The following is a 22,696-nucleotide window of genomic DNA, read 5'->3' on the forward strand; positions in this document are numbered from 1 at the left end:
ACGTCCGGCCGGGAACCTGAGGTCTACCGATCCAATGTGACATGCGAAATGCGCTCGACCACCTGGCGCGCCACCCGCGACGGCACCGCCAAACCGATGCCGACGTTGCCACCACCGGGAGCAATGATCGCGCTGTTCACGCCGATCGCCTCGCCCCGCATGTTGATGAGGGGGCCGCCCGAATTACCCGGGTTGATCGGCGCGTCGGTCTGGACGTAGCGCGGACCGCCTTCGGACGGCGCGCGCAAGGCGCTGACGATCCCGGCCGTGACGGTCTGGCCCACCTCGAACGGATTGCCGATGGCGACAACATAGTCCCCGACCTGCGTCCGGTCGGAATCGCCGAGCGGAATCTGCTTCAGGCCGCGTGCCGGAATGCGCAGCACGGCGATATCGGTGGCGGGATCGCTGCCGAGGAACTCGGCTTCGACCTGACGATCACCCAGGCCGACGGCTATGGCGCGGGCGTTCTCGACGACATGGTGGTTCGTGACCACCAGTCCGCGTGCCGCATCGACCACGAACCCAGAGCCTGCCGAGATCCGCGGCGCCAGAGCCTCGTCCGGCACACCGAGGAAGAAGCGATAGTAGGGATCGCGCAGGAGGGGGTTCTGCGCATAGGGCGAGGCCTGCAGCACCGCCACGTTGACCACGGCGGGCGCGACCCGCGCAACGAGCGGAGCGACCGTCAGTCGGTTGAGCGGAACCGCATCGGTCGGGACGGGTGCACTGCCCGCCACCGTGGCCGTTTCGGGCCCGGCCTCGAGCCAGGCTACCGCGGCCCCGCCCGCCAGACCGGAGGCCAGCCCGGTCGCGACCAGCAGGGCGAGCCAGCTGAGCGGCAGGCGCAAACCCGGTGCGCGCGGGCTCACAGGGTGTGGGCTCCTTCCTCCGGCTTCCTCTCCTCCTGGCGGCGCAACCGCAGGCCCAGGCCGATGAGCACGACGCCGGCGATGATCGCATAGCTGGCGATTACCCAGGCGACCGACAGGATCGTGGCAAAGGGTGTGACCGCGAGCGCCACCGGCACCGCCAACCCCAATACGATGGAGAGCGCACCCGACAGGCCGAGCAGCCACTCGCCTTCGATCTCCTTGCGCAGGCGGACCGCTGCGGCGATCTCCAGCACGCCGGCCAGAATGGCCCAGGCGCTCAGCATGCCAAGCGTCACCAAGGCATAGCTGACCGTCGCGGCGAAGGGCATCAGCACGAACAGCACCGCAACCGCGATGCCGACGATGCCGCGCAGGATGAGCGCCCACCAGCGCTCCTCGTTGCGCGTTGGGCCCCTCACGCCGGCGATCGTGGAAAGCAGGCCGTCGGCGCCGGCATAGGCGGCGAACACCATGGTGAAGGCGAACAGCGCGCTTACCGGAAACAGAACGGCCACCGCACCGAGGACAAGCGCGAGGACGCCGCGGACGACGAACCATTCCCAGTTGCGGCTGAGCAGCGAAGCGCCGGCGCGGGCTTCGCCGCCCGCACCGGCATGGGTAACATTGTGCGCGATCGTCGACATGCCGCGGCTCTCCGTTACTCTTCGCGCTGCCCGAACAGGCCCAGCAGCAGCTGGAACAGGTTGATGAGGTTGAGGTAGAGCGACAGCGCTCCCATCACCGCCAGCTTGTCAGCGCGTTCAGTCCCCGCATAAGCTAGGTACTCGCTCTTCAAGCGTTGCGTGTCCCAGGCGGTGAGGCCGGTGAACACCAGCACGCCGGCGATCGAGAAGACGAGCTGGAGCGTCGAGGAGCCGATGACGAGGTTGACGAGGCTGGCGATGACGACGCCGACGAGGCCGACCATCAGGAAGGTCGACCAGCGCGACAGGTCGACATGGGTGGTATAGCCCCACAGGCTCATGGCTGCGAAGACCGCTGCCGCGCTCGCAAAGGCCAGTGCGATGCTGGTGCCGGTGAAGACGAGGAAGAGGCTCGCCATCGATAGGCCCATCACCGCCGCGAAGGCGTAGAAGGCTGTCCGGGCCTGTTCGATCGTCATCCGTTCCACCCGGAACGAGAAGAACAGCACGAAGGCCAGCGGCGCGAAGATCGCCACCCATTTGAGCGGCGTGCCGAAGATCGGCTGATAGAGCGCGGGCGTGCTCGCGATCAGCAGCGCGACGAGCGCCGTGATGCCAAGGCCCAGCGCCATGTTGCGATAGACGCCGAGCATGTGCCGGCGCAGGCCCTCGTCGTAGACGGCTGCGCCCGCCGCGCGCGCAGACGAAGGGGGCGGATAAGTAACGGGATTAAATGGTCTTTTCATGCCTCACTCCATTGTTTCCAAGTCGATGAGGCACTCGGGGGCTTCGGCGTGAAACCTGCGATCCTGCACCGAGCGCGCTCGATGCGGTCCGACATCACGGGGGCTGGAACAGCCGCCGTCAGAGGGGCCCGGTCCGCAGGCCTAATCTTGTTTTCGTCATGGCGATTTCAAGGGGGCTTTCGAAGAGCATTCGGTCCTCGAAAGGTGGATCGGTCGGCGAGCCGCCAATGTGAATTTTTTCTCTTGAAACCGGTTTTCGGCTTACTAGCTCTTTGTCGCCGGACGCTGGGAACCGGGTCCGGTTGGACACTGAGAGCGCCGGCTCTCTCCGGCGCGTCTCATGCCCAAATTGCTCAAATGGAGGATTTGGAGATGAGAACCAACTTCGACTTCGCGCCCTACAGGCGCTCCACGGTCGGCTTCGATCGCCTCTTCAACCTGCTCGAGGCAGGCGCGCGCGAGGACGACGGCTATCCCCCCTTCGACATCCTCAAGGACGGCGAGGACAGCTACCGCATCACGCTGGCGGTCGCCGGCTTCCGCCCCGAGGACATCGAGGTGGTGGCGCAGCAGAACCTGCTCACCGTCACCGGCAAGCGCGCCGATGATGAGGGCAAGGGCGAGTATCTACATCGTGGCATCGCCGCCCGCGCCTTCGAGCGGCGCTTCCAGCTCGCCGACTTCATCGAAGCGGGCGACGCCACCTTCGAGAACGGCCTCCTCAGCATCGCGCTCAAGCGCGTGGTGCCCGAGGCGATGAAGCCGCGCCGGATCGAAATCGGTGGCGGCGCGGCCGCCCAGAATCGGATCGGCTCGGCGAAGGACAAGGTCAGCGAGGCCGCTTGATCCTGCGCCGCGCCGGCCTGCCGGCGCCGCCCTCAAAACCCCCCGCTAGCGGCGTCCGGCAGGTTCTGCCCCTCTTCAGAGAGAAAGGAGATTGTCATGGCTTTTCGTGATCTCATTCCCTGGAGCCGGCAGGAAAACCGGCTCCCCGTTCCGGTCAGCGCCGAGCGCGACCGCGACGACAACACCCATCCGCTGCTCTCGCTTCACCGCGAGGTGAACCGGCTGTTCGACGATGTCTTCCGCGGCTTCGGCGTGCCGTCGCTCGGCGGCTTCGACCGCGGGCATTCCTGGCCGAACCTGGAGCTCGCCGAGACCGACAAGGAAATCCGGGTCACAGCCGAACTTCCCGGCCTCGACGAGAAGGACGTCGAGATCACCGTCGAGGAAGGCGTGCTGACGCTGCGCGGCGAGAAGAAGTCCGAGGTCGAGGACAAGGACCGCGGCTATACCGAGCGCAGCTATGGACGCTTCGAGCGGCGCATCGGCCTGCCGAAGGGCGTCGATCGTGACAAGGCGGACGCCAGCTTCAAGAACGGCGTACTGACTGTCACCCTGCCGAAAACGGAGGCGGCGAACGAAAATATCCGCCGCATCCCGGTCAATGGCAAGGCGGCATGACGGGCAGGCCCGGGACCTCGGTCCCGGGCCGAGCCTCCAACCGGTTGGGAGTCGGCGCGAGGCCAGGGCGCTCGCCGCCAACGACAATCGCCGGGCGGGCCCGAGCCATGCGAGCGCGTTGCCGCCCGATGCCGTGGCGATCGTCGAGCCCGTGCCGGTGGCGGTCAATCAGGCGGGCCGGGCGGGTGCGGGTGCCTGGCGGCTGCGTTTCGCAGAACGCTGGCGTCCGCGCGTCGATCCGCTGACCGGATGGACCGGCGGTGGCGATCCGCTCGCACAGATCGAGCTTCGCTTTCCCGACCGTGAAGCGGCCGAGCGCTATTGCCGGCGCGAAGGCGTGCCGTTCGAGCTGCGAGGCTCGCCGGCTTTGCGCAGTCCGGCGCAGCCTTGCTTGACCGGCGAAGCGCCGCCGCGACTGTGCTGCTGGCCCACGGGTCCGCATGCGCGATGCTGCAGCCAATATCCGATCGTAATGGCTCCGCAGCTCGATCACGCCATGCAGCAACCGGCAGTGGCTTCGGCAGGATAGATTTCGAACCGACACATCGACTTGGAAGGACGATCGTCGGGAGCGGCGCGAATGCCGCTCCCGCCACGATGCTCTTCTATGCGGCAATGGGACGTGGTCATGCACGCGCCATCTGGCATGCTCTCCAGCTTCATTACCCTGCTCGTGACGATCGGCCCCATTGAGACGGCCGTGGTTTTCGCGGGTCTCACCTCCGGCATTCACCGCAGCGATCGGATCAGCCTTGCCGCGCGCTCGGTCCTGATAGCCGTCTCGGTCCTGCTGCTGTTCGCGCTTGCCGGCGGCATCGTCCTCTCGCTGCTGCACATCTCGTTGCCCGCGTTCCGCGTAGCGGGCGGCGCGCTTCTGTTCCTTCAGGCCCTGACGCTCACCTTCTCGAGTCCGGGGCTGTCGTCGATCAGCGAGGGTGAGCGCCGCGAGGCCGAACAGCCCGGCGATATCGCAGTGTTCCCCTTGGCATTTCCCTTGATCGCCGGGCCCGGCAGCCTGTCGGCAGCGGTGCTCGTCATGGGGCGCACGCAAAGCTTGGTGGAAGCCGGCGGCGTGCTGGGCATGATCGTCGTTTGTGCGCTGCTGACCTGGCTGGCGATGCTCGCGGCCGACCGCCTCGTGCGACTGCTCGGCAGCACCGGCGCCGACGTGGTGGGGCGCATTTCGGGTGTGCTGCTCGCCGGCCTGGCCATCCAGTTCATCTTCGACGGCCTCGCGGCCGCGCCGTTTCTCGTGCGTTGATCGGCCTGCGCGGCGCGCGACGCACGGCGACTATTGCTGCTGATCCAGCGCATTCAGCACCCGGGTGATGACGCGCGCATTGGTCGCCGTCCTGGGAAGCTCGCGGCGGGCGAAACGGCGCAATTGCGCGACATCGCGTTGGGGCAGGCTGAGTTCGATCGGCGTCTCTCCCACCTTTTCGGGCGCAATTCCCTGCGCCTTCTTCCCGCATTCGAGGAAATAGCCGAGCAGCCGCTTCCGATCGGCGAACGTCCAGCCCAGATCCGCAAGTTCTGCAGGCGAGAGCGAAAGCAGCGCCAGGGCGAACTCCATGATGTCGTCGAAGGCGAGCACGATGCGGATTCTCCGCCCACCGCGCGACCGCCAGCGCTGCGCCAGGCTGCGTTTCACGGCAGTGGCGCGATGCCGTCGACCGCGCGGGCCTCCATCGGGCCGTAGCCCTCCAGCTGAGCGATAAGGCCTCGCAGGGTCATTGCAGTTGCCGCATCGGATCCGGACCCTTGTCCAGTTCATGCATCGCCGTGAGAATCTCGTCGATCGAGACGGCACGTTTTGCGCCGGGCGGCTTGCGCAAGCCGGGCTGATCTCTCACCGCCGACCGGTCGGATGCCCAGGATGCGAGGATGGCGCGTTTCACCTCCGGCTCCAGACTGGGATGACGCGCAACATCGAAAGGGTGGAGAAAACGGGAAAACGGCTGCGACATATCCTGGCTCCTTTCTCTATCGTCGCTCCTTTCTCGTTTGCGGACAGAGTTCCGCTTGTCGGAATTTTGGTGCGACGGGGCGGCGCGTCAAGACGGGGGCCGGACCCCAACCCCGCGGCAAGAGGCAGATTTCGCATTCATTCGTGTCCTGTGCCGAATCTTCGTTCCACGCTCGGGATAATCTCGCGCCCTTGGCGTGCAGCCTGTTGTCTTCCAACCCCCAAGACCGTCACTCCACGCTTTTGCATTCGGCGGTTAGCCGCCGGTATCCGGTTCTGAGTTCCTGACGGTGCGCGAACGGCTTGCGTATCGTCTTCAGAATATTAGTCTGATCGCGCGCCACGAGGGTGGCGCCGAGGCGTGAGAACCTCGCTTGAGAGTAGAGACCCGCAATCCCTTCGGCCGGGTGGCCGACGCGCATGTCCAGGCCGCTTGCGGCTAAAGGCGCCGGCGCATGTCTCAAGCATGTTCTCAACACTCTCTAGCTGAGGTCCCCTCGTCTGGGGGCAACGCTGGCGACAACTACTTCATCATGGTTCGCCTGTTCTGGCAACGTCCTTGTGGTCGGTGTCGATCAACCCGGGGTGCAACAGTCTCTCCGGGGTCATGCGACGGCTGTGGTGAGGCAGCCTTGTCACGGTCGCATGCCGCAAGGGGGTGGATTCGTATCGAAGGGTGGCGCTTCAACAACCGTAGCTCGGGGTCATCGCTGCCCCAAAGTTGAAAGCGAAGTCGCCGGTCCCTCCGCCTCCCGGGAGGATCGTACCGTCCATCGGACGGATGGGGTGAATAGGTGGGGTCAGACGTGCGCGGCCTGCATCATCTGGCGATGCGGCTCGACCGTCTCTGTCTTGAACTGGAAGTGGGTGCCGTCGCGCCACATGCCGAACAGGATGATGGCCAGCTTGCGCGCGACCGCGATCCGCGCCTTGTTGAAGCCGATCTTCTTGGCAAGCCGCAGACCCCAGTCCTTCAAGGATGAGAACGTCTTGGTCGCCGACAGCATCACGGTGGCGGCGGTGACGAGGTGGGTGCGCGTCAGCCGGTTGCCCATCTTGCTGATCCGCCCATGCACCAAGCTCTCGCCCGACTGGTAGACGCGCGGGGTCAGCCCGAGATAGGCGGCGACGTCGTCGGCGCGGCGGAAGCGGCTCGGCTCCTCGATCGCGGTGAAGAACGACAGGGCGGTGATGGCGCCGATGCCGGGCACCGCCATGAAGCGCCGGCAGATCGGGTTGGCGGCGGCCAGCGCCTCCAGCTCGGCCTCGATCCGGTCGGCATCGGCTTGGAGCCGCTCGCACAGGTCGAGCACCGGCACGATGCGCGGGCGCATGTTGATGCCGTCGCGGTCCTGGATCTGCAGCAGCTGCTCGACGACGCGGGTGCGGTAGGTGGCGGCCGACTTGGCACCGGCCTCGACCTGGCCTCCATAGACGCGCAGCAGCCCGCGGATCATGTTCTCGTTGGCGACGCGCTGCTGCACCAGGCGATGACGCATGATGAGCTGGGCGCGCACCTCGTAGCAAGCCGCAGTCTTGACGTAGACCTCGGTCAGATAGTCGCGCCCGGTGCGGGTGATCTCGGCGATGCCGCGCGCGTCGTTGGTGTCGGTCTTGTTGCGCTTCAAGGACAGCACGCGGTGCACCTGAAGCGCATCCATTACCGCCACCTGATAGCCGAGCCGGCGCAGGCCGCCCGACAGGTGCACCGACATGGCGCCCGTCTCCATGCCGACCGCCGCCACGTTGGAGGTGAAGTTCTTCGCCAGATAGCGTCCGATCTCGGTCGGGTGCGTCTTCATGGCGCACTGGTGGACGACCTTCCCGTCGCCATCGAGCACGCACACCGCGGTCGACTTCATACCCACATCGAGGCCGACCCAGACACGGCCCCGCGCCGGGTCCGCCTCCGCCGCCGCCCGCACCGCCAGGATCTCGGGGTTGCTGATCTTCTTGGTCATCGTGGCTCTCCTCTCACGACGCCATCGTGCACCCCCCGGACAGAGAAGACCTCAGCTAAACCACAACCGGCTTTCGCCCCGAGCGCTCACGATTGTGGGTCAGACGGGCATGGTCGACAGGTTCAGCGCTAGCGCGCAGGTTTGCAAGGAAGCGGTCGCGTCCGGCCAGGAACGGCGGCGCGGATGATCGGCAGCTTCCTCAAGCCCGCCACCGTTCCCCGGCTGTGCGAGGATGATCCGCTGCCGCCGGAGGACCGCGTCGTCCGCGCCTCTCTGGCTTTGGACGATCTCTATCGTGTCCATGGACCGCGGCTGCTGCGCTATTTCTCCCGTCGTGCCGACCGGCAGGATGCCGGCGACCTCGTGCACGAGAGTTTCGTCCGTTTCGCGAACTCCGATGCCTGCCGTGAGCAGACCATCGAATGCCCCGAGGCCTATCTCAACCAGATCGCCACGAACCTGCTGCGCGACCGCGCCAAGTCTGCTGTGCAGCGATCGCTCGCAAGCCATGTCGCGGCGGACGACGTTCCCCTGGCCGGCCCCGATCTGGTCGCGGCCCTCGAAGCGCGGGACAAGCTCAACCGGCTGCAGACCGCGTTGATGCGCCTGAAGCCGAAGACCCGCGAGATATTCCTCGCCCACCGCCTCGACGGATTGAGCTACAAGCAGATCGCGGAGCGATCCGGCTTGAGCGTAAAGGGCGTCGAGTGGCACATGACGAAGGCAATTGATCATCTCGATCGAGTCCTGAGACGCTGATGGAGCAGCGAAGGATGGACCCCGGTGCGCCTGAGGCGGCGCGTGAGCAGGCGATTGCCTGGCTCGCCCGCCTGCGTGCGGGGCCGTCAGACCGGGACATCGCGGACTTCGAGACGTGGTACGCTGCTGATCCGCTGCACGCCGATACCTATGATGCGTTGCTCGGCAGCTGGGACGACACCGCGCTCGCATCGCGAACGCCCCTCGCACAGCAGCCGCGGCTCGCCGTAAGCCCGTCTCGGTGGAAGGCGGCGGCCGCAGTGGCTGCCGTTTTGCTACTGCTCGTTGCAGGCAGCCTCGTTCTCACCGGCACCGTCCGGCGCGACGTCGCACCCCAATCCATGCTGGCGAGCAGGGTCGGCGAGATCCGCACCTTCACCCTCGAAGACGGTTCGCGCGTCACGCTCGATACGAACAGTGTGGTGCGGGTGCGCTTCGATGGAGAACAGCGCCGCCTTCAGCTCGAACGGGGCCGTGCGCGTTTCGAAGTCGCGCATGATACGCGGCGGCCTTTCGTGGTGGCTGCCGGGTCGGGCGAAGTGGTGGCGCACGGAACCGTGTTCGACGTCGACCTGCGGCAATCGAAGACCCTGGTGGTGTTGCTGCAGGGCTCGGTCGAGGTTCTCCGGCCCGCCGGTGCCGGTATGCCGACGACGTCGACAATGCTGAGACCGGGCCAGCAGCTCGCTCTCAGCGGAGGCCGGGCCACCGCCGCGCCGATCGCGATCAAGGTCCCGGAAACGCGCTGGCCCTCGGGCATGCTGTCCTTCGAGGACGCGCCGCTCGCGGATGTGGTGGCCTCGGCGAACCGGTACAGCCAGACCCAGATCGTGCTTCGTGATCCTGCGGGCGGTGAGCGCCGCTTCACCGGCACCTTCAAGGCCGGGGAACCGGCACAGCTCGCCGAAATGATCGGTTCGATGTTCGATCTGAGCGTCGAGCGCGACCAGCGCGACAATCTCGTTCTCGCGCCGGGCAAATAATTTCCCAGGGAAACCGTACTCAGTCGCGTCGAAGTCCCCCAAGCAGCGCCACGCAGGCGCGTGCAAAGGGGGAAGACACGAATGTCGATTGTTCCGAAGGTCGCGCTTGCTCTATCCATTTCCGTCGCGGCCCTGTCTGCGCCCCTGGCTCCCGCAGCCGCCGCCCAGGAGCAACGCCAGAGCTACGATCTACCCGCCCAGCCGCTTGCCCAGTCGCTCCGCGAGGTCTCGATGCGGTCGGGGCGCAGCATTGCCGCTCCCGCAGACCTGCTTCGCGGCAGGATCGCACCGGCCGTTCGCGGCAGCTATACCCCGCCCGAAGTCATCGAAACGCTCCTTGCGGGTTCGGGGCTCATCGCACGGCGGGTGGGTGATGGCCTGCTGATTGAGCGCATCCAGTCGAGCGACGGCGGCTCGGGAGGTCAGGGAGCGCCTTCGGACGAGATCATCGTCACCGGCACCCGCATCCGCGGCGCCACCCCGGTCGGCTCGAACCTGGTGACGCTCGACCGCAAGGACATCGACCGCAGCGGCTATGCGACAACCCAGCAGATCCTTGCCGCCTTGCCCCAGAACTTTGCCGGCGGCGCGAACGAGGGCACGGTCGGCTTCTCGGTGCGCAACAACAGCAGCACCAATTTCGGCTTCGGCTCCGGCATCAACCTGCGCGGGCTCGGCACGACCTCGACGCTGACGCTGGTCGACGGCAACCGCCCGCCGCTCGGCGGCGGCGCGGGCAACGGCCGCATCTCCAAGTGCGGAGATCGTCTCACCCGCAAGCTGCTGTTCGAAGCGGCCAATGTCATGCTGTCGCGGACCTCGCAGGCGTCGGCGCTGAAGGACTGGGCTGCCGCCATCGGCCGGAGATCGGGCTTCTGGAAGGCGCGCGTTGCGCTGGCCCGCAAGCTGGCGGTGATCCTGCACCGGATGTGGATCGACGGGCGAGGCTTTGACCCAAAGGTGACTGCCATGGCCTGATATCTGCTTTCCGAGCTGCCGCCCCGCCAGGGTGCGGCCACGGCCATCTCGTGACCCGCTTCGTGACCATCTGGAACACGGGAACCACATCGAGAGGCCGGCGATCTGGCGCCATGCTGAGGCTGGACCCGTCCTGACCTCGAAGACGACAACGATGCGCAAAAGAAGATCGACTACGAGCACCTTGGCAAACGGCTTGACCGATTAGACGATAAACGGGTGGAACGGATCTGGCGACGCGAGGGGCTGAAGGTGCCGCAGCGCCAGCCCAAACGAGGCCGGTTATGGCTGAACGATGGCTCGTGCATCCGGTTACGGCCGGAGTATCCGGGGCATGTCTGGGCTTACGACTTCGTCGAGGAACGCACCCATGACGGACGCAAGTTCCGCATTCTGACCATCATCGATGAGGCGAGCAGGGAGTGCCTGGCACTCGTCGTCGCGCGCCAGCTCAAACACGAAGACGTACTGGCAGCGCTGGCCGAGCTGTTCATCGAGCGGGGTCCGCCCGCGCATATCAGGTCGGACAACGTCCTGGGTCACGAAGGAAAGCGAGATTTGGTCAACAGATCTCTATGCGCCGACATTGAGCGGCGAGGCATGCATTCTGAGCCAGATGGCTTCCACCGTCAACGGGATCGCTCCCTGCCATAGCAAACACAGGATCCAGCGGCGCCGAAGCGGCCGTGGTCCTCACCGTCCTTAGAACGAGATACGCACCCAGGTGGAAGGCCCGAACATTATCTACAGGGTCGCTTTCGCGCCCTCACGGCACTTGCAGAGAGGGGTCCTTCCACCTGGCATCCGACCGTTCAAGGAACGGTCGGTACTCTGTCCCCGTCTTGATGACGGCATGGGCAACGCGCGCCATCTTGGCGGTGAGCGCCGTCATCGCCTTGCGGCGACGATCGGCATCGTCCGCGTGCCCGGCAGTGTATCGTCCGAGCTTGTCGCGGAAACTGTTGTTGCGCTGACGTGCGGCGACCTGGGCAGCCATCCAAAAGGTCCGCCGCAATCGCGCATTACCGTATTTGGACAGCATCGTGCGGCCTCGGAATGTGCCGGACTGCCGGGTCGCAAGATCAAGACCGCAGAACTTCAGGAACTGGCGGTGATGGCTGAAGCGGCGTAGATCGCCTGCCTCGGCGAGAATGGTCAACGCATTGATGGGCCCAATGCCGGGGATCATGCGCAAGAGCTGATAATCGCGGTTTTCGGCCAGCATGGCATGCGCCGTTCGCTCGATCTCGTCGCGCTGTCGGATCAGGTTGCGTGCTTGGGCGATCACCATGCGGAACATAGCGATCGAGACGGAATCCTCGTCGACAGGTAGCGCCACGGAGGCGCAGGCGGTCTCGTAGATATCGTTGATCAGCCGGGCTTTGGACACCTTGCGGCCGACCAAGTCCCATGCTTCGCGGGAGAAAGTCTCCTGGCCGAGCACAGTCATGCTGGCTGGGGTCGGGAATCGTTCGAGCAGAGCAAGGAACCAGTCGGATCGGCTGTTGCCAGCGAAGCGTTCAATCTCCGGGAAATAGAGCGGCAGGTAGTGGGTCAGGATGCGATGCCATGTCTGCGTCTTAGCCTTGGAGATCGCCTCGTGCGTTTTCGACATCTCCTGCAGGTCGTTGATCCCGGCGGCGAGCGGATCGACGTATCGCTGGGTGGCGCCAATCCGCAGCATGTGCAGGATCACTTGCGCATCCTTGGAATCGTTCTTGTCCCAGCCATTGTGCAGAGCCTCGCGCGTTCGAGCCAAGGCAACGGACGAGATCAAGCGCAACTCGAAGCCGGCGGACAGCAGGCGATGCGCCAGCGTGCGATGGTAGTTACCAGTAGCCTCGAAGCCGACGATGATCGGACGCCCGATGTCGCTAAGATCCGTGGCCAAGCGATCATAATCTGCCTTTGTCGCCATCACCGTCATGCGACGTCGGCGTCCGCCTTCTGGACGTTCGATCAGGACCTCCTGGCGGTGTTTGGACATATCGATGGCTACCAGCACGGCGTCGGTGGGATTAGAGCTACGCTTGGTCATGGTCGGTCTGTCTCCAAAGGGTTGAGTCGACAACTTCACTTTAGAGACCTGCGGGCCGATCATGACCGCCTTGATGAAGCCTGCGGGCGCTACGCGCCCTTGCCTTCATCAAGGCGGTGCGCCCCTTCGAGGGGCCGCTTCCCAATGTGCTATGGCAGCGAGTTCATCGCCACCGCCGTCCAGACCTGGCTCAGGCAGATCGGCGTGAAGACGCTCTACATCGCCCCGGGCTCGCCCTGGGAGAACGGCTACAACGAGAGCTTCAACGGCTCACTGCGGGACGAGCTGCTGAACGGCGAGATCTTCTACAGCCTCGCTGAAGCCAAGGTGCTGATCGAGGCGTGGCGGCGTCACTACAACACTGTCCGACCGCACAGCAGCCTCGGCTATCGACCACCCGCCCCGGAAGCGGCGACACCGCCATTGCCGGTCTCCGGTTCCGCTTCGCTCCACCTTCGACCGGCAATGGCGGCGGAGACGACAATGCACTAACTACCAACCCGGACCACCCGGTGGGGGCTGCTCAGCCTGTCAATCCTTGACCGGCGGCGCATCATCAGGTGCCACGCGGCAGGCTTCAGTGGGCGCATAATCGCCATTCGGACTGCACCAACCAGTGCTAGTGCTTCCGGAACAGCCGTTTGAGACTGGCATAAAGGATAAAGGTGGATCGCCCGATCTTCGCTGTGAAGGGCGGTGACAAACCAGGCCACAGGACCGCCGGCGCAGTGCCGTCGGGGGCGGAGTAAAATCCGGCCAGTTGGTAAGCTGCTCCCTTTGCGGAGCGGCGGGGATGTTTGTCGTGGAGAGCTACGCAGCGGTCAGACGGTTTGTATTTGTCGAGGGGCATAGTCGCCGGGAAGCGGCGGAGGTGTTCGGGCTGAACCGGGATACGGTACGCAAGATGTGCCTGTATTCGGCGCCTCCTGGATACCGCCGGACGAAACCTCCGACCAAGCCGAAGCTCGGGACGCTGCTACCGGTTATCGACGCAATCCTGGCAGCCGACCGCGAGGCGCCGGGCAAGCAGCAGCACACGGCCAAGCGGATCTTTGAGCGGCTGCGCGACGAGCATGGCTATACGGGCGGCTACACGATGGTGAAGGACCATGTGCGGCTGTGCAGGGCCCGCGGGCGCGAGACCTTCGTGCCGCTGGCGCACCCGCCGGGGCATGCACAGGTCGACTTTGGCGAGGCGGTCGCGGTCGTCGGCGGGGAGCGGATGAAGATCCACTATTTCTGCATGTCGCTGCCGCAGTCGGATGCCTGCTTCTTCAAGGCGTATCCGCGCGAGACGACCGAGGCGTTTCTTGACGGGCACGTGTCGGCATTCGCGTTCTTCGGGGGCGTGCCGCTGTCCATCCTCTACGACAACACAACCATCGCCGTGGCAAAGATCTGCGGCGATGGAACGCGCGAGCGCACACGCGCCTTCACCGAGTTGGTCAGCCACTACCTGTTTCAGGACCGTTTTGCGCGTCCAGCGCGAGGCAACGACAAAGGCAAGGTCGAGGGGCTGGTGAAGTTTGCGCGCAACAACTTCATGGTGCCCGTGCCGGTCGCTGCCAATTTCGATGTCCTGAACGCCAGGTTCGAGGAGTCCTGCCGTACGCGCCAGGGCGAGCATGCCGGTCAGCACGCGCAGACCATTGCCGAGCGGCTGGCGGCAGACGTATCGGCATTGCGCACGCTGCCGTCCGTACCACTGGAGCCATGCGAGAAACGCGCGGCGCGCGTGTCGTCGACCGCGATGGTGCGCTACCGGACCAACGACTATTCGGTGCCGACCGCGTACGGCTACCGCGACGTGATGGTGAAGGGGTTCGTCGACGAGGTCGTCATCATATGCGCGGGCGAAGAGATTGCCCGGCACGCGCGTTGCTACGACGAAGGCGTATTCGTCTCCAACCCACTGCACTATCTCGCGCTCATCGAGACCAAGCCCGGTGCGCTCGACCAGGCGGCAGCCCTTCAGGACTGGAACCTGCCGGACATCTTCCAGCATCTGCGCCACCTGCTCGAGGCCCGGATGGGCAACAAGGGTAAACGCGAGTTCATCCAGGTGCTGCGGCTGCTCGAGGCGATGCCGCTTCCCATCGTCACGGATGCCGTGACCGAGGCAGTCCAGTTGGGCGCACCTGGTTTTGACGCGGTAAAACTCATCGCGCTGGCGCGTATCGAGCGCCGTCCGCCGCGCCTGGATTTAGCGGCGTATCCGCACGTGCCCAAGATGGACGTCAAAACGACGTGCGCGGCCGACTATGCGGTGCTGGCAGCATGACGGACAAGGACGCCATGCCGGTGGGCACGACCGCAGGTACGCCACAGGTGCTGCTCGCCCATCATCTCAAACAACTCAAACTGCCAACCGTTCTGCGCGAGTACGAAAAGGTCGCGCGCGAATGCGCGCAAGGCGGGGTCGACCACACGCGCTACCTGTTGCGGCTTATCGAGTTGGAGCTCATCGACCGCGAGCGCCGGACCATCGAGCGACGGATCCGCGCAGCCCGTTTCCCGGCTGTGAAGAGCTTCGACACCTTCGAGTTCACCGCCATCCCCAGCCTGAACAAGATGATGGTGGTCGAGCTCGCACGGTGCGAATATATCCTGCGCCGCGAGAACGTCATTGCGCTCGGCAACAGCGGGACAGGCAAGACGCATGTAGCCCTCGCGCTCGGCCTGGCGGCTTGCCAGAAGGGCTTCACAGTCGCCTTCACTACCGCGGCCTCGCTGGTGAACCAGTTGATGGAGGCGCGAGACGAGCGACGGCTGCTCAAGCTCCAACGCGAGATGGCGGCCGTGAAGCTGCTCGTCGTCGATGAACTCGGCTACGTCCCGTTGTCCCCGACCGGCGCCGAACTGCTCTTCGAGGTGCTGTCGCAGCGCTACGAGCGCGGCTCGACCATCATCACCTCCAACCTGCCGTTCGAGGACTGGACGCAGGTGCTCGCCTCCGAGCGGCTGACCGGCGCACTGCTCGACCGGCTCACCCACCATGCCACCATCCTGACCATGAACGGCGACAGCTATCGCCTCAAGCAGTCCACCGGACGCAAACGTCGCGGGGCGGAGCAAAACCAGGCCAGTGCCCTGTCCGACCCGGACACCGGTGAGATATTATCTTCCTGACCATCAGGCCGAGGACGGCAACGATATGAAAAGGGCCCCGATCGGGGCCCTTTTCATATCGTCAGCGCGCGCCTCAAGTGGCCTGCTTTTACTCCGCCCCGCTGGCCTGGTTTTGCTCCGCCGTTGACAGGCCGAATGTCGCATTGAGCGAGGCGGCGCCCGCCCAGTTCGTGACATGGGCGTCGAGCGTCGGCGGGCCAAGGTCGGGCCGGAAGTCGTAATGAACCGTTACGGGCTCGCCCGTGCCGAGCGGATCGACGTAGAAGGGATTGGTCGAGGTGACGACGACCCCGCCATAGTTGCTCGGAAAATAGCGGGCGGAGGACCGCCGGTCGGCAAAGAAGCCCTGCGCCCTGAATTTGAAGGTGGAGCCGAGATCCTGCTCGAGCGCGGCATAGGCCGAGTGGCGCTTCAGCGCCGGCAGCAGGTCGGTGTCGTGCCGTCCATCGGACAGGTTGGCGACGCCGGGAATGAGATCGCCTGCCGTCAGGCCCGTGCCGTTCTGGCCGTGAGGGACGCCGAACACCTGCCCGTTGGCGGCGATGAGCGTCGCCGGGTTGGCATAATCCTGCCGATAGTCGGGCCCGCCGAATGCGCGCAGGTCCTCGGTCGCATAAGCGCGGTCGGCCGAGCCAAGCCGGCCCCGGCGATAATATTCGTAGGCAGCGATGAGCCGGCCGCCGGTCCAGTGGAAGCCGGCGAGCTGGCTCGCCTGGACCTCGTCGAGCCCGTCGGCGAAGCCATAGCGCAACCGCGTCTCCGCGCCGTCGAGGTCGCGGCGCAGGCGGACGTTGACCACGCCCGCGACCGCGTCGGACCCGTAGATCGCCGAAGCGCCGTCGGCGAGCACTTCGATCCGCTCGATCACGCTCGAAGGAATCAGCGTCAGGTCGACGAAGCTGATGTCGACCTCGCCCGACTGGTAGCGACGCGGAGTGAGACCGAGATAGGCGCCGACATCCTGCGAGCGTCGGAACCGGTGAGGATCCTCGATGGTGGTCATGAAGCTGACGGCCGTCAGCGGTCCGACGCCGGGCATCGTCATCATCAAGCGGCAGGCGCCGCTTTGCCGGGCAACCCGGCCGAGCTGCTTGGCAATGGCAAGCTGTTGCTCCCGCAATGTGCTCAGCATCGCCAGTAGGCTCTCGAACAGTGCGGCGACCACCGGATCGTCCGGCAGCGTTGCCCGGACCTGACGTTCGAAGGTGCCACCCTTTCCGGGTCCGACCAGAATGCCGAAAGTCTTCGCCAGGCCGCGTATCTTGTTGATGAGCGCGGTGCTCATGCCGACCAGCTGGTCTCGCGTGATCAGGAGCGCACGCAACCGGTGCGTATCCATCGAGCGAACAGCGACCGGCCGGTACCAGCCCGAGCGGACCAGCCGTGCCAACCCAAACGCGTCGTTGCGGTCCGTCTTGTTCATCTGCAGCTTCAGCGCTGCCGCAGCATGCCTGGCATGAAGACACACCACCGGCAGCTCTCGCTCGGTCAATGCGTGCCACAACCACACGGTCATCGGGCCCGTCTCGATACCGATCCTCACGGCTCCTGCGGCCCTCCGCGCCAGCACGGCCGCAATAGCGTCCGGGTCCGTTCGCGACTTACCGTCCCATATGCGATCGCCCGTTTCGTCCACGACGCAGATCGCGGTCTCCTTCATCGACACATCTAGGCCAACATAGCAGGTCATCTTCCGTCCTCCTCTTCAGGGGACGACAGGCTATCCCAACGAGCACCGCTCCTGATTACGCCATGTGGTTCACCGACCAACCCGCCGCATGCAGCAGCGCCGTCACCCGGCGATAGCCGTAGCGCCCGTACTGCCTGGCAAGGGCGATGATATCCTCGGTGAGAGCCAGCTCGTCATCTGCCCCGAACGGCACCTTGCGCTGCGTCGACCGGTGCTGGCCGAGCACGCGGCACACCCGGCGCTCGGATACATCCAGCACCTCCCGGACCTGGTCGATGCAGCGCCGACGCCGTGCGGGGCTCAGAAGTTTCCCTTGGCTGCCTCCTGCAGGATGAGCTTGTCCAGCGTCAGGTCCGAGATTGCCCGGCGCAGCCGCAGGTTCTCCTTTTCCAGATCCTTCATCCGCCGAGCCTGATCGGTCTTCAGGCCACCATATTCCTTGCGCCAGCGGTAGTAGGTCTGCTCGCTGACCGCGATCCGCCGGCACGCCTCGGCGGTCGTGCCGCCCTGGCCCAGCATGATCTCAACCTCGCGCAGCTTCCCGATGATCTCCTCGGGCTTGTGCTTCTTCGCAGGCATTCGTCGTCCCTTCCTTGGTCCAGACTGTCATAGTCGATGGACCACTCAGAAGGGGGCAGCTCAAGGCCGAGCCCAGCCTTCAGCGAGCTTCTCGATCACTTTCTCGAACCAGCCTTCATACCAGTACCAGGTGTTGGCGATGGCGACGCCATAGCCCTTCGCCGGGGCTCGCGCCTCCAGCTGCTGTGCGAGCTTGGTGTGATCGTACATATTGAAGTGCGGATAGCCCGCTTCTCGCACCTTGGCGACGATCTGCGAGGGCAGGTACTTCTGCCGCTCGACCTCCTTGAGCAGGACGCGCTCGACCGCCTGCGCCTCGGGCGATCCGGGCCGGACGAAGTCGATCGCGAGGTCGGCATTTGTGGCCCGGCCTGTAACCTTGGGAACGAAGGCGACGCGATAGCGAAAGCGCGGATCCTTTTGCTCGTCCTCAGTTAGCGCGTTGTGGAAGTTGTCCATTGCGGTCGCAATGTGCGCTGGTAGGCTCTCGCCGGCGAGGAGCGCACGCTGCCTCCCGTCGAACGTCACGAACTGCAACGCGATTGAGCAGCCCCCATCGGGTGGTCCGGATTGTTAGTTAGTGCATTGTCGTCTCCGCCGCCATTGCCGGTCGGAGGTGGAGCGAAGCGGAGCCGGAGACCGGCAATGGCGGTGTCGCCGCTTCCGGAGCCGGTGGTCGGTAGCCGAGGCTGCTGTGCGGCCGGACGGTGTTGTAGTGGCGCCGCCAAGCCTCGATCAGGACCTTGGCCTCGGCGAGGCTGTAGAAGATTTCGCCATTTAGGAGCTCGTCTCGCAGGGAGCCGTTGAAGCTCTCGTTGTAGCCGTTCTCCCATGGTGAGCCCGGTGCGATGTAGAGCGTCTTCACGCCGATCTGCCCGAGCCAGGCCTGGACGGCGGTAGCGATGAACTCGCTGCCATAGCACATTGGGAAGCGCTGGTTTGGGAGCCGCTATGGCCCTGATGAAGACAAGGCCGCGTAGCGGCCGCAGGCTTCATCAGGGCAAGCCATGACCGGTCAGCAGGTATCTAAAGTGAGGTTGTCGAGACAACACTTTGGAGGCTGACCGACCATGACCAAGCTCACCTCTACGCCTGCCGGCGCCGTGCTGGTAGCTATCGATATGTCCAAGAGCCGGCAGGAGGTTCTCATCGAGCGACCGGAAGGCGGCCGGCGCCGGCGGATGACCGTCATGGCAACCAGGCAGGACTATGACGGCTTTGCCGAAAAACTCGCTGCCATCGGGCGCCCTATCATTGTCGGGTTCGAGGCGACGGGTAATTACCATCGCACGCTGGCACATCGGCTGCTGACGGCAGGGTTCGAGCTGCGCCTCATCTCGTCGGTCGCGCTCGCCAGAACGCGCGAGGCGCTGCACAATGGCTGGGACAAGAACGACCCCAAGGACGCGCAGGTCATCCTGCACATGCTGCGGATCGGTGCGACGCAGCGCTACGTCGATCCTCTCGCCGCGGGCATCAATGACCTGCAGGAACTCTCGAAGACCCACGAAACGATCTCTAGGATGAAGACGCAGACCTGGCACCGCATCCTGACCCACTACCTGCCGCTGTACTTCCCCGAGATCGCCCGCTTCGCAGGCAACAGCCGGTCCGACTGGTTTCTCGCGCTCATCGAGCGGTTCCCCACTCCTGCCAGCATCACCGCGCTCGACGCTGGGGCATTCTCGGCAGCTGCCTGGCCTCTCATCGGCCGCAAGGTTTCCAAGGCCCGTCTTGTCAATGACATATACGAAACGGCCTGCGCTTCGGTGGCTCTGCCGGTCCCGGAGGATTCGGCAGCAATTACCATGTTCCGCATGGTCATCGCGCAGGGACGCAGCCTCATCCACCAGCGTGACGAGATAGAGCGGCTTGCCCATGACAGGCTGGCCGAGCATGTTGATTATAAGCTGCTGCGCAACATTCCGGGCATTGGTCCGATTAACGCGCTGACCATTCTGGCCGAGGCCGGTGATTTGCGTCGCTTCAACCATCATCGACAGTTCCTGAAGTTCTGCGGCCTCGATCTCGCAACGTGCCAGTCAGGCACGTTTCGTGGCCGCACCAAGCTGTCCAAGTACGGCAACGCGCGTCTGCGCCGCACCTTCTGGATGGCTGCCCAGGTCGCCGCGCGTCAGCGCGACAACAGTTTCCGTGACAAGCTCGGACGGTACACCGCCGGGCACGCGGACGATGCCGACCGTCGCCGCAAGGCGATGACGGCGCTCACCGCCAAGATGGCGCGCGTGGCTCACGCCGTCGTCAAGACGGGGACAGAGTACCGGCCGTTCCTCGAACGGTCGGATGCCAGGTGGAAGGACCCCTCTCTGCAAGTGCCGTGAGGGCGCTCGTCGAGCGACCCTGTAGATAATGTTCGGGCCTTCCACCTGGGTGCGTATCTCGTTTTAAGGATGGTGAGGACCACGGCCGCCCCGGCGCCGCTGGATCCTGTGTTTGCTATGGCAGGGAGCGATCCCGTTGACGGTGGAAGCCATCTGGCTCAGATTGCATGCCGCGCCGATGGTTGTCGGCGCATGGATATCTGCTGGCCAAAACCCGCCGCTGCTTCCAGACATAGGACGTTATCGGACCTGATATGCGCTGGCGGACCCCGCTCGATGAACAGCTCGGCAAGTGCCGCAAGCACATCCTCGTGGCGGAGCCGACGTGCCACAACCAGCGCCAGACATTCCCTGCTCGCCTCGTCGATGATGGTCAGAATGCGGAACTTGCGTCCGTCGTGCGTCCGCGCCTCGACAAAGTCGTAGGCCCAGACGTGCCCCGGATACTCCGGCCGCAGCCGGATGCAGGACCCATCGTTGAGCCATAACCGGCCTCGTTTCGGTTGCCGCTGCGGCACCTTCAACCCCTCGCGTCGCCAGATCCGCTCCACACGCTTATCGTCTAATCGGTCAAGCCGTTTGCCAAGGTGCTCGTAGTCGATCTTCTTTTGCGCATCGTTGTCGTCTTCGAGGTCAGGACGGGTCCAGCCTCAGCATGGCGCCAGATCGCCGGCCTCTCGATGTGGTTCCCGTGTTCCAGATGGTCACGAAGCGGGTCACGAGATGGCCGTGGCCGCACCCTGGCGGGGCGGCAGCTCGGAAAGCAGATATCAGGCCATGGCAGTCACCTTTGGGTCAAAGCCTCGCCCGTCGATCCACATCCGGTGCAGGATCACCGCCAGCTTGCGGGCCAGCGCAACGCGCGCCTTCCAGAAGCCCGATCTCCGGCCGATGGCGGCAGCCCAGTCCTTCAGCGCCGACGCCTGCGAGGTCCGCGACAGCATGACATTGGCCGCTTCGAACAGCAGCTTGCGGGTGAGACGATCTCCGCACTTGGAGATGCGGCCGTTGATGTCGACCTCGCCCGACTGGTAGCGACGCGGAGTGAGACCGAGATAGGCGCCGACATCCTGCGAGCGTCGGAACCGGTGAGGATCCTCGATGGTGGTCATGAAGCTGACGGCCGTCAGCGGTCCGACGCCGGGCATCGTCATCATCAAGCGGCAGGCGCCGCTTTGCCGGGCAACCCGGCCGAGCTGCTTGGCAATGGCAAGCTGTTGCTCCCGCAATGTGCTCAGCATCGCCAGTAGGCTCTCGAACAGTGCGGCGACCACCGGATCGTCCGGCAGCGTTGCCCGGACCTGACGTTCGAAGGTGCCACCCTTTCCGGGTCCGACCAGAATGCCGAAAGTCTTCGCCAGGCCGCGTATCTTGTTGATGAGCGCGGTGCTCATGCCGACCAGCTGGTCTCGCGTGATCAGGAGCGCACGCAACCGGTGCGTATCCATCGAGCGAACAGCGACCGGCCGGTACCAGCCCGAGCGGACCAGCCGTGCCAACCCAAACGCGTCGTTGCGGTCCGTCTTGTTCATCTGCAGCTTCAGCGCTGCCGCAGCATGCCTGGCATGAAGACACACCACCGGCAGCTCTCGCTCGGTCAATGCGTGCCACAACCACACGGTCATCGGGCCCGTCTCGATACCGATCCTCACGGCTCCTGCGGCCCTCCGCGCCAGCACGGCCGCAATAGCGTCCGGGTCCGTTCGCGACTTACCGTCCCATATGCGATCGCCCGTTTCGTCCACGACGCAGATCGCGGTCTCCTTCATCGACACATCTAGGCCAACATAGCAGGTCATCTTCCGTCCTCCTCTTCAGGGGACGACAGGCTATCCCAACGAGCACCGCTCCTGATTACGCCATGTGGTTCACCGACCAGCCGGCCGCATGCAGCAGTGCCGTCACCCGGCGATAGCCGTAACGGCCGTACTGCCTGGCCAAAGCGATGATGTCCTCGGTCAGCGCCTCTTCGTCATCTGCCCCGCACGGCACCTTGCGCTGCGTCGACCGGTGCTGGCCGAGCACGCGGCACACCCGCCGCTCGGATACATCCAGCACGTCCCGGACATGATCGATGCAGCGCCGGCGCCGTGCGGGGCTCAGAAGTTTCCCTTTGCCGCCTCCTGCAAGATCAGCTTGTCGAGCGTCAGATCCGAAATCGCACGCCGAAGCCGGGCGTTCTCCTTCTCCAGATCCTTCATCCGCCGAGCCTGATCCGTCTTCAGGCCACCATATTCCTTGCGCCAGCGGTAATAGGTCTGCTCGCTGACCGCGATCCGCCGGCACGCCTCAGCCGTCGTCCCGCCCTGGCCCAGCATGATCTCAACCTCACGCAGCTTCCCGATAATCTCCTCGGGCTTGTGCTTCTTCGAAGGCATTCGTCGTCCCTTCCTTGATCCAGACTGTCATAGTCGATGGACCACTCAGAAGGCGGCAGCTCAGGGTCGAGCATGTCAGTGACGTTAGGACAACTCGGTCGTACCAGCGTCACGCCTTTCAGGCATCCTCTCCCACCTAACGGCTGCCTCGTTGAGGCGGCCGC

The 22,696-nt window shown here is 64.9% G+C and carries 18 protein-coding genes and 10 pseudogenes; 13 read left to right on the plus strand and 15 right to left on the minus strand.

Going from position 1 to position 22,696, the window contains the following annotated elements; genetic code table 11:
- Window positions 1-23 precede the first annotated feature (23 nt).
- Genes EDF69_RS03955 through EDF69_RS03965 form a run of 3 tightly spaced genes read right to left on the minus strand, consistent with a single transcriptional unit; the run spans window position 24 to window position 2,172 of the window.
- On the minus strand, window positions 24-872 hold the full coding sequence (locus EDF69_RS03955) for a trypsin-like peptidase domain-containing protein (RefSeq protein WP_165890047.1): 849 nt from the start codon (window positions 870-872) through the stop codon (window positions 24-26).
- Complete coding sequence (locus tag EDF69_RS03960; protein ID WP_132884000.1) at window positions 869-1,519, minus strand: HdeD family acid-resistance protein; 651 nt, start codon at window positions 1,517-1,519, stop codon at window positions 869-871. The genes EDF69_RS03955 and EDF69_RS03960 overlap by 4 nt, the downstream gene beginning before the upstream one ends.
- A gap of 14 nt (window positions 1,520-1,533) precedes the next feature.
- The gene (locus EDF69_RS03965; RefSeq protein ID WP_132884015.1) at window positions 1,534-2,172 is read right to left on the minus strand and encodes a Bax inhibitor-1/YccA family protein; all 639 of its coding nucleotides are present in this window, start codon (window positions 2,170-2,172) and stop codon (window positions 1,534-1,536) included.
- 465 nt (window positions 2,173-2,637) lie between these two features.
- Between EDF69_RS03965 and EDF69_RS03970 the strand changes: the two genes are divergently transcribed.
- The 4 genes from EDF69_RS03970 (at window position 2,638) to EDF69_RS03985 (ending at window position 4,990) form a co-directional block, all read left to right on the plus strand.
- Window positions 2,638-3,111 (plus strand): Hsp20 family protein, encoded by a 474-nt coding sequence (locus tag EDF69_RS03970; RefSeq protein ID WP_132884001.1) that lies wholly within the window; start codon window positions 2,638-2,640, stop codon window positions 3,109-3,111.
- A gap of 96 nt (window positions 3,112-3,207) precedes the next feature.
- Window positions 3,208-3,729 (plus strand): Hsp20/alpha crystallin family protein, encoded by a 522-nt coding sequence (locus tag EDF69_RS03975; RefSeq protein WP_132884002.1) that lies wholly within the window; start codon window positions 3,208-3,210, stop codon window positions 3,727-3,729.
- Between the two features lie 133 nt (window positions 3,730-3,862).
- Entirely contained in the window at window positions 3,863-4,258 is a 396-nt protein-coding gene (locus EDF69_RS03980) for an NADH dehydrogenase ubiquinone Fe-S protein 4 (RefSeq protein WP_339537996.1), read from the plus strand.
- A gap of 78 nt (window positions 4,259-4,336) precedes the next feature.
- A complete protein-coding gene (locus tag EDF69_RS03985; RefSeq protein WP_239555282.1) occupies window positions 4,337-4,990 on the plus strand; it encodes a MarC family protein in 654 nt (217 codons plus the stop codon).
- A 30-nt stretch (window positions 4,991-5,020) separates the two neighbouring features.
- On the opposite strand, the gene EDF69_RS03990 is transcribed toward EDF69_RS03985, so the two are convergent.
- The 4 genes from EDF69_RS03990 to EDF69_RS04005 form a co-directional block, all read right to left on the minus strand.
- Window positions 5,021-5,380 (minus strand): hypothetical protein, encoded by a 360-nt coding sequence (locus EDF69_RS03990; RefSeq protein WP_132884004.1) that lies wholly within the window; start codon window positions 5,378-5,380, stop codon window positions 5,021-5,023.
- Window positions 5,381-5,459: 79 nt separating this feature from the next.
- Window positions 5,460-5,696, minus strand: a complete 237-nt coding sequence (locus tag EDF69_RS03995) for a hypothetical protein (RefSeq protein ID WP_096341738.1) — start codon at window positions 5,694-5,696, stop codon at window positions 5,460-5,462.
- Window positions 5,697-5,925: 229 nt separating this feature from the next.
- Complete coding sequence (locus tag EDF69_RS04000; RefSeq protein ID WP_165890048.1) at window positions 5,926-6,117, minus strand: hypothetical protein; 192 nt, start codon at window positions 6,115-6,117, stop codon at window positions 5,926-5,928.
- 378 nt (window positions 6,118-6,495) lie between these two features.
- Window positions 6,496-7,656: an IS110 family transposase gene (locus EDF69_RS04005; RefSeq protein ID WP_125945570.1), complete on the minus strand. Its 1,161-nt coding sequence runs from the start codon at window positions 7,654-7,656 to the stop codon at window positions 6,496-6,498.
- Window positions 7,657-7,839: 183 nt separating this feature from the next.
- On the opposite strand from EDF69_RS04005, the gene EDF69_RS04010 reads away from it, so the two are divergent.
- The 5 genes and pseudogenes from EDF69_RS04010 to EDF69_RS04025 form a co-directional block, all read left to right on the plus strand.
- The gene (locus EDF69_RS04010; protein WP_096341739.1) at window positions 7,840-8,415 is read left to right on the plus strand and encodes an RNA polymerase sigma factor; all 576 of its coding nucleotides are present in this window, start codon (window positions 7,840-7,842) and stop codon (window positions 8,413-8,415) included.
- 14 nt (window positions 8,416-8,429) lie between these two features.
- Window positions 8,430-9,398, plus strand: coding sequence for a FecR family protein (locus EDF69_RS04015; RefSeq protein ID WP_165890049.1), 969 nt, complete (start codon window positions 8,430-8,432; stop codon window positions 9,396-9,398).
- A 231-nt stretch (window positions 9,399-9,629) separates the two neighbouring features.
- A pseudogene (locus tag EDF69_RS19860) lies at window positions 9,630-9,776 on the plus strand (STN domain-containing protein); the annotation flags it as partial.
- Window positions 9,777-10,139: 363 nt separating this feature from the next.
- A pseudogene (locus EDF69_RS19530) lies at window positions 10,140-10,376 on the plus strand (IS110 family transposase); the annotation flags it as partial.
- Between the two features lie 204 nt (window positions 10,377-10,580).
- Window positions 10,581-10,907: pseudogene (locus EDF69_RS04025) on the plus strand (DDE-type integrase/transposase/recombinase); the annotation flags it as partial.
- Window positions 10,908-11,120: 213 nt separating this feature from the next.
- On the opposite strand, the pseudogene EDF69_RS04030 reads toward EDF69_RS04025, so the two are convergent.
- Window positions 11,121-12,414, minus strand: a pseudogene (locus EDF69_RS04030) (IS110 family transposase).
- A gap of 153 nt (window positions 12,415-12,567) precedes the next feature.
- Here EDF69_RS04030 and EDF69_RS04035 point away from each other — a divergent pair.
- From EDF69_RS04035 to istB, 3 genes and pseudogenes are all read left to right on the plus strand, one after another.
- A pseudogene (locus EDF69_RS04035) lies at window positions 12,568-12,906 on the plus strand (integrase core domain-containing protein); the annotation flags it as partial.
- A 301-nt stretch (window positions 12,907-13,207) separates the two neighbouring features.
- On the plus strand, window positions 13,208-14,695 hold the full coding sequence (istA, locus tag EDF69_RS04040) for an IS21 family transposase (RefSeq protein ID WP_132884630.1): 1,488 nt from the start codon (window positions 13,208-13,210) through the stop codon (window positions 14,693-14,695).
- Window positions 14,696-14,709: 14 nt separating this feature from the next.
- Window positions 14,710-15,543 carry an IS21-like element helper ATPase IstB gene (gene istB / locus EDF69_RS04045; protein WP_204991410.1) on the plus strand — a complete coding sequence of 278 codons (834 nt, stop codon included), beginning with the start codon at window positions 14,710-14,712 and terminating at the stop codon, window positions 15,541-15,543.
- An 88-nt stretch (window positions 15,544-15,631) separates the two neighbouring features.
- On the opposite strand, the gene EDF69_RS04050 is transcribed toward istB, so the two are convergent.
- From EDF69_RS04050 to EDF69_RS04065, 4 genes and pseudogenes are all read right to left on the minus strand, one after another.
- The gene (locus EDF69_RS04050) at window positions 15,632-17,233 is read right to left on the minus strand and encodes an IS110 family transposase (protein ID WP_204991309.1); all 1,602 of its coding nucleotides are present in this window, start codon (window positions 17,231-17,233) and stop codon (window positions 15,632-15,634) included.
- A 67-nt stretch (window positions 17,234-17,300) separates the two neighbouring features.
- Window positions 17,301-17,812: pseudogene (locus EDF69_RS04055) on the minus strand (transposase); the annotation flags it as partial.
- A 60-nt stretch (window positions 17,813-17,872) separates the two neighbouring features.
- Window positions 17,873-18,271 (minus strand): hypothetical protein, encoded by a 399-nt coding sequence (locus EDF69_RS04060; RefSeq protein ID WP_204991310.1) that lies wholly within the window; start codon window positions 18,269-18,271, stop codon window positions 17,873-17,875.
- 118 nt (window positions 18,272-18,389) lie between these two features.
- A pseudogene (locus tag EDF69_RS04065) lies at window positions 18,390-18,728 on the minus strand (integrase core domain-containing protein); the annotation flags it as partial.
- A 154-nt stretch (window positions 18,729-18,882) separates the two neighbouring features.
- Here EDF69_RS04065 and EDF69_RS04070 point away from each other — a divergent pair.
- Window positions 18,883-20,179 (plus strand): annotated as a pseudogene (locus EDF69_RS04070) (IS110 family transposase).
- Between the two features lie 214 nt (window positions 20,180-20,393).
- Here EDF69_RS04070 and EDF69_RS04075 read toward each other — a convergent pair.
- The 3 genes and pseudogenes from EDF69_RS04075 to EDF69_RS04085 all read right to left on the minus strand — a co-directional run.
- Window positions 20,394-20,720: pseudogene (locus EDF69_RS04075) on the minus strand (DDE-type integrase/transposase/recombinase); the annotation flags it as partial.
- 204 nt (window positions 20,721-20,924) lie between these two features.
- Window positions 20,925-21,953, minus strand: a complete 1,029-nt coding sequence (locus EDF69_RS04080; RefSeq protein ID WP_204991311.1) for an IS110 family transposase — start codon at window positions 21,951-21,953, stop codon at window positions 20,925-20,927.
- A gap of 67 nt (window positions 21,954-22,020) precedes the next feature.
- Window positions 22,021-22,532 (minus strand): annotated as a pseudogene (locus EDF69_RS04085) (transposase); the annotation flags it as partial.
- Window positions 22,533-22,696: the final 164 nt, after the last annotated feature.

This window comes from Sphingomonas sp. JUb134, from assembly GCF_004341505.2.
Taxonomy (GTDB): Bacteria; Pseudomonadota; Alphaproteobacteria; order Sphingomonadales; family Sphingomonadaceae; genus Sphingomonas.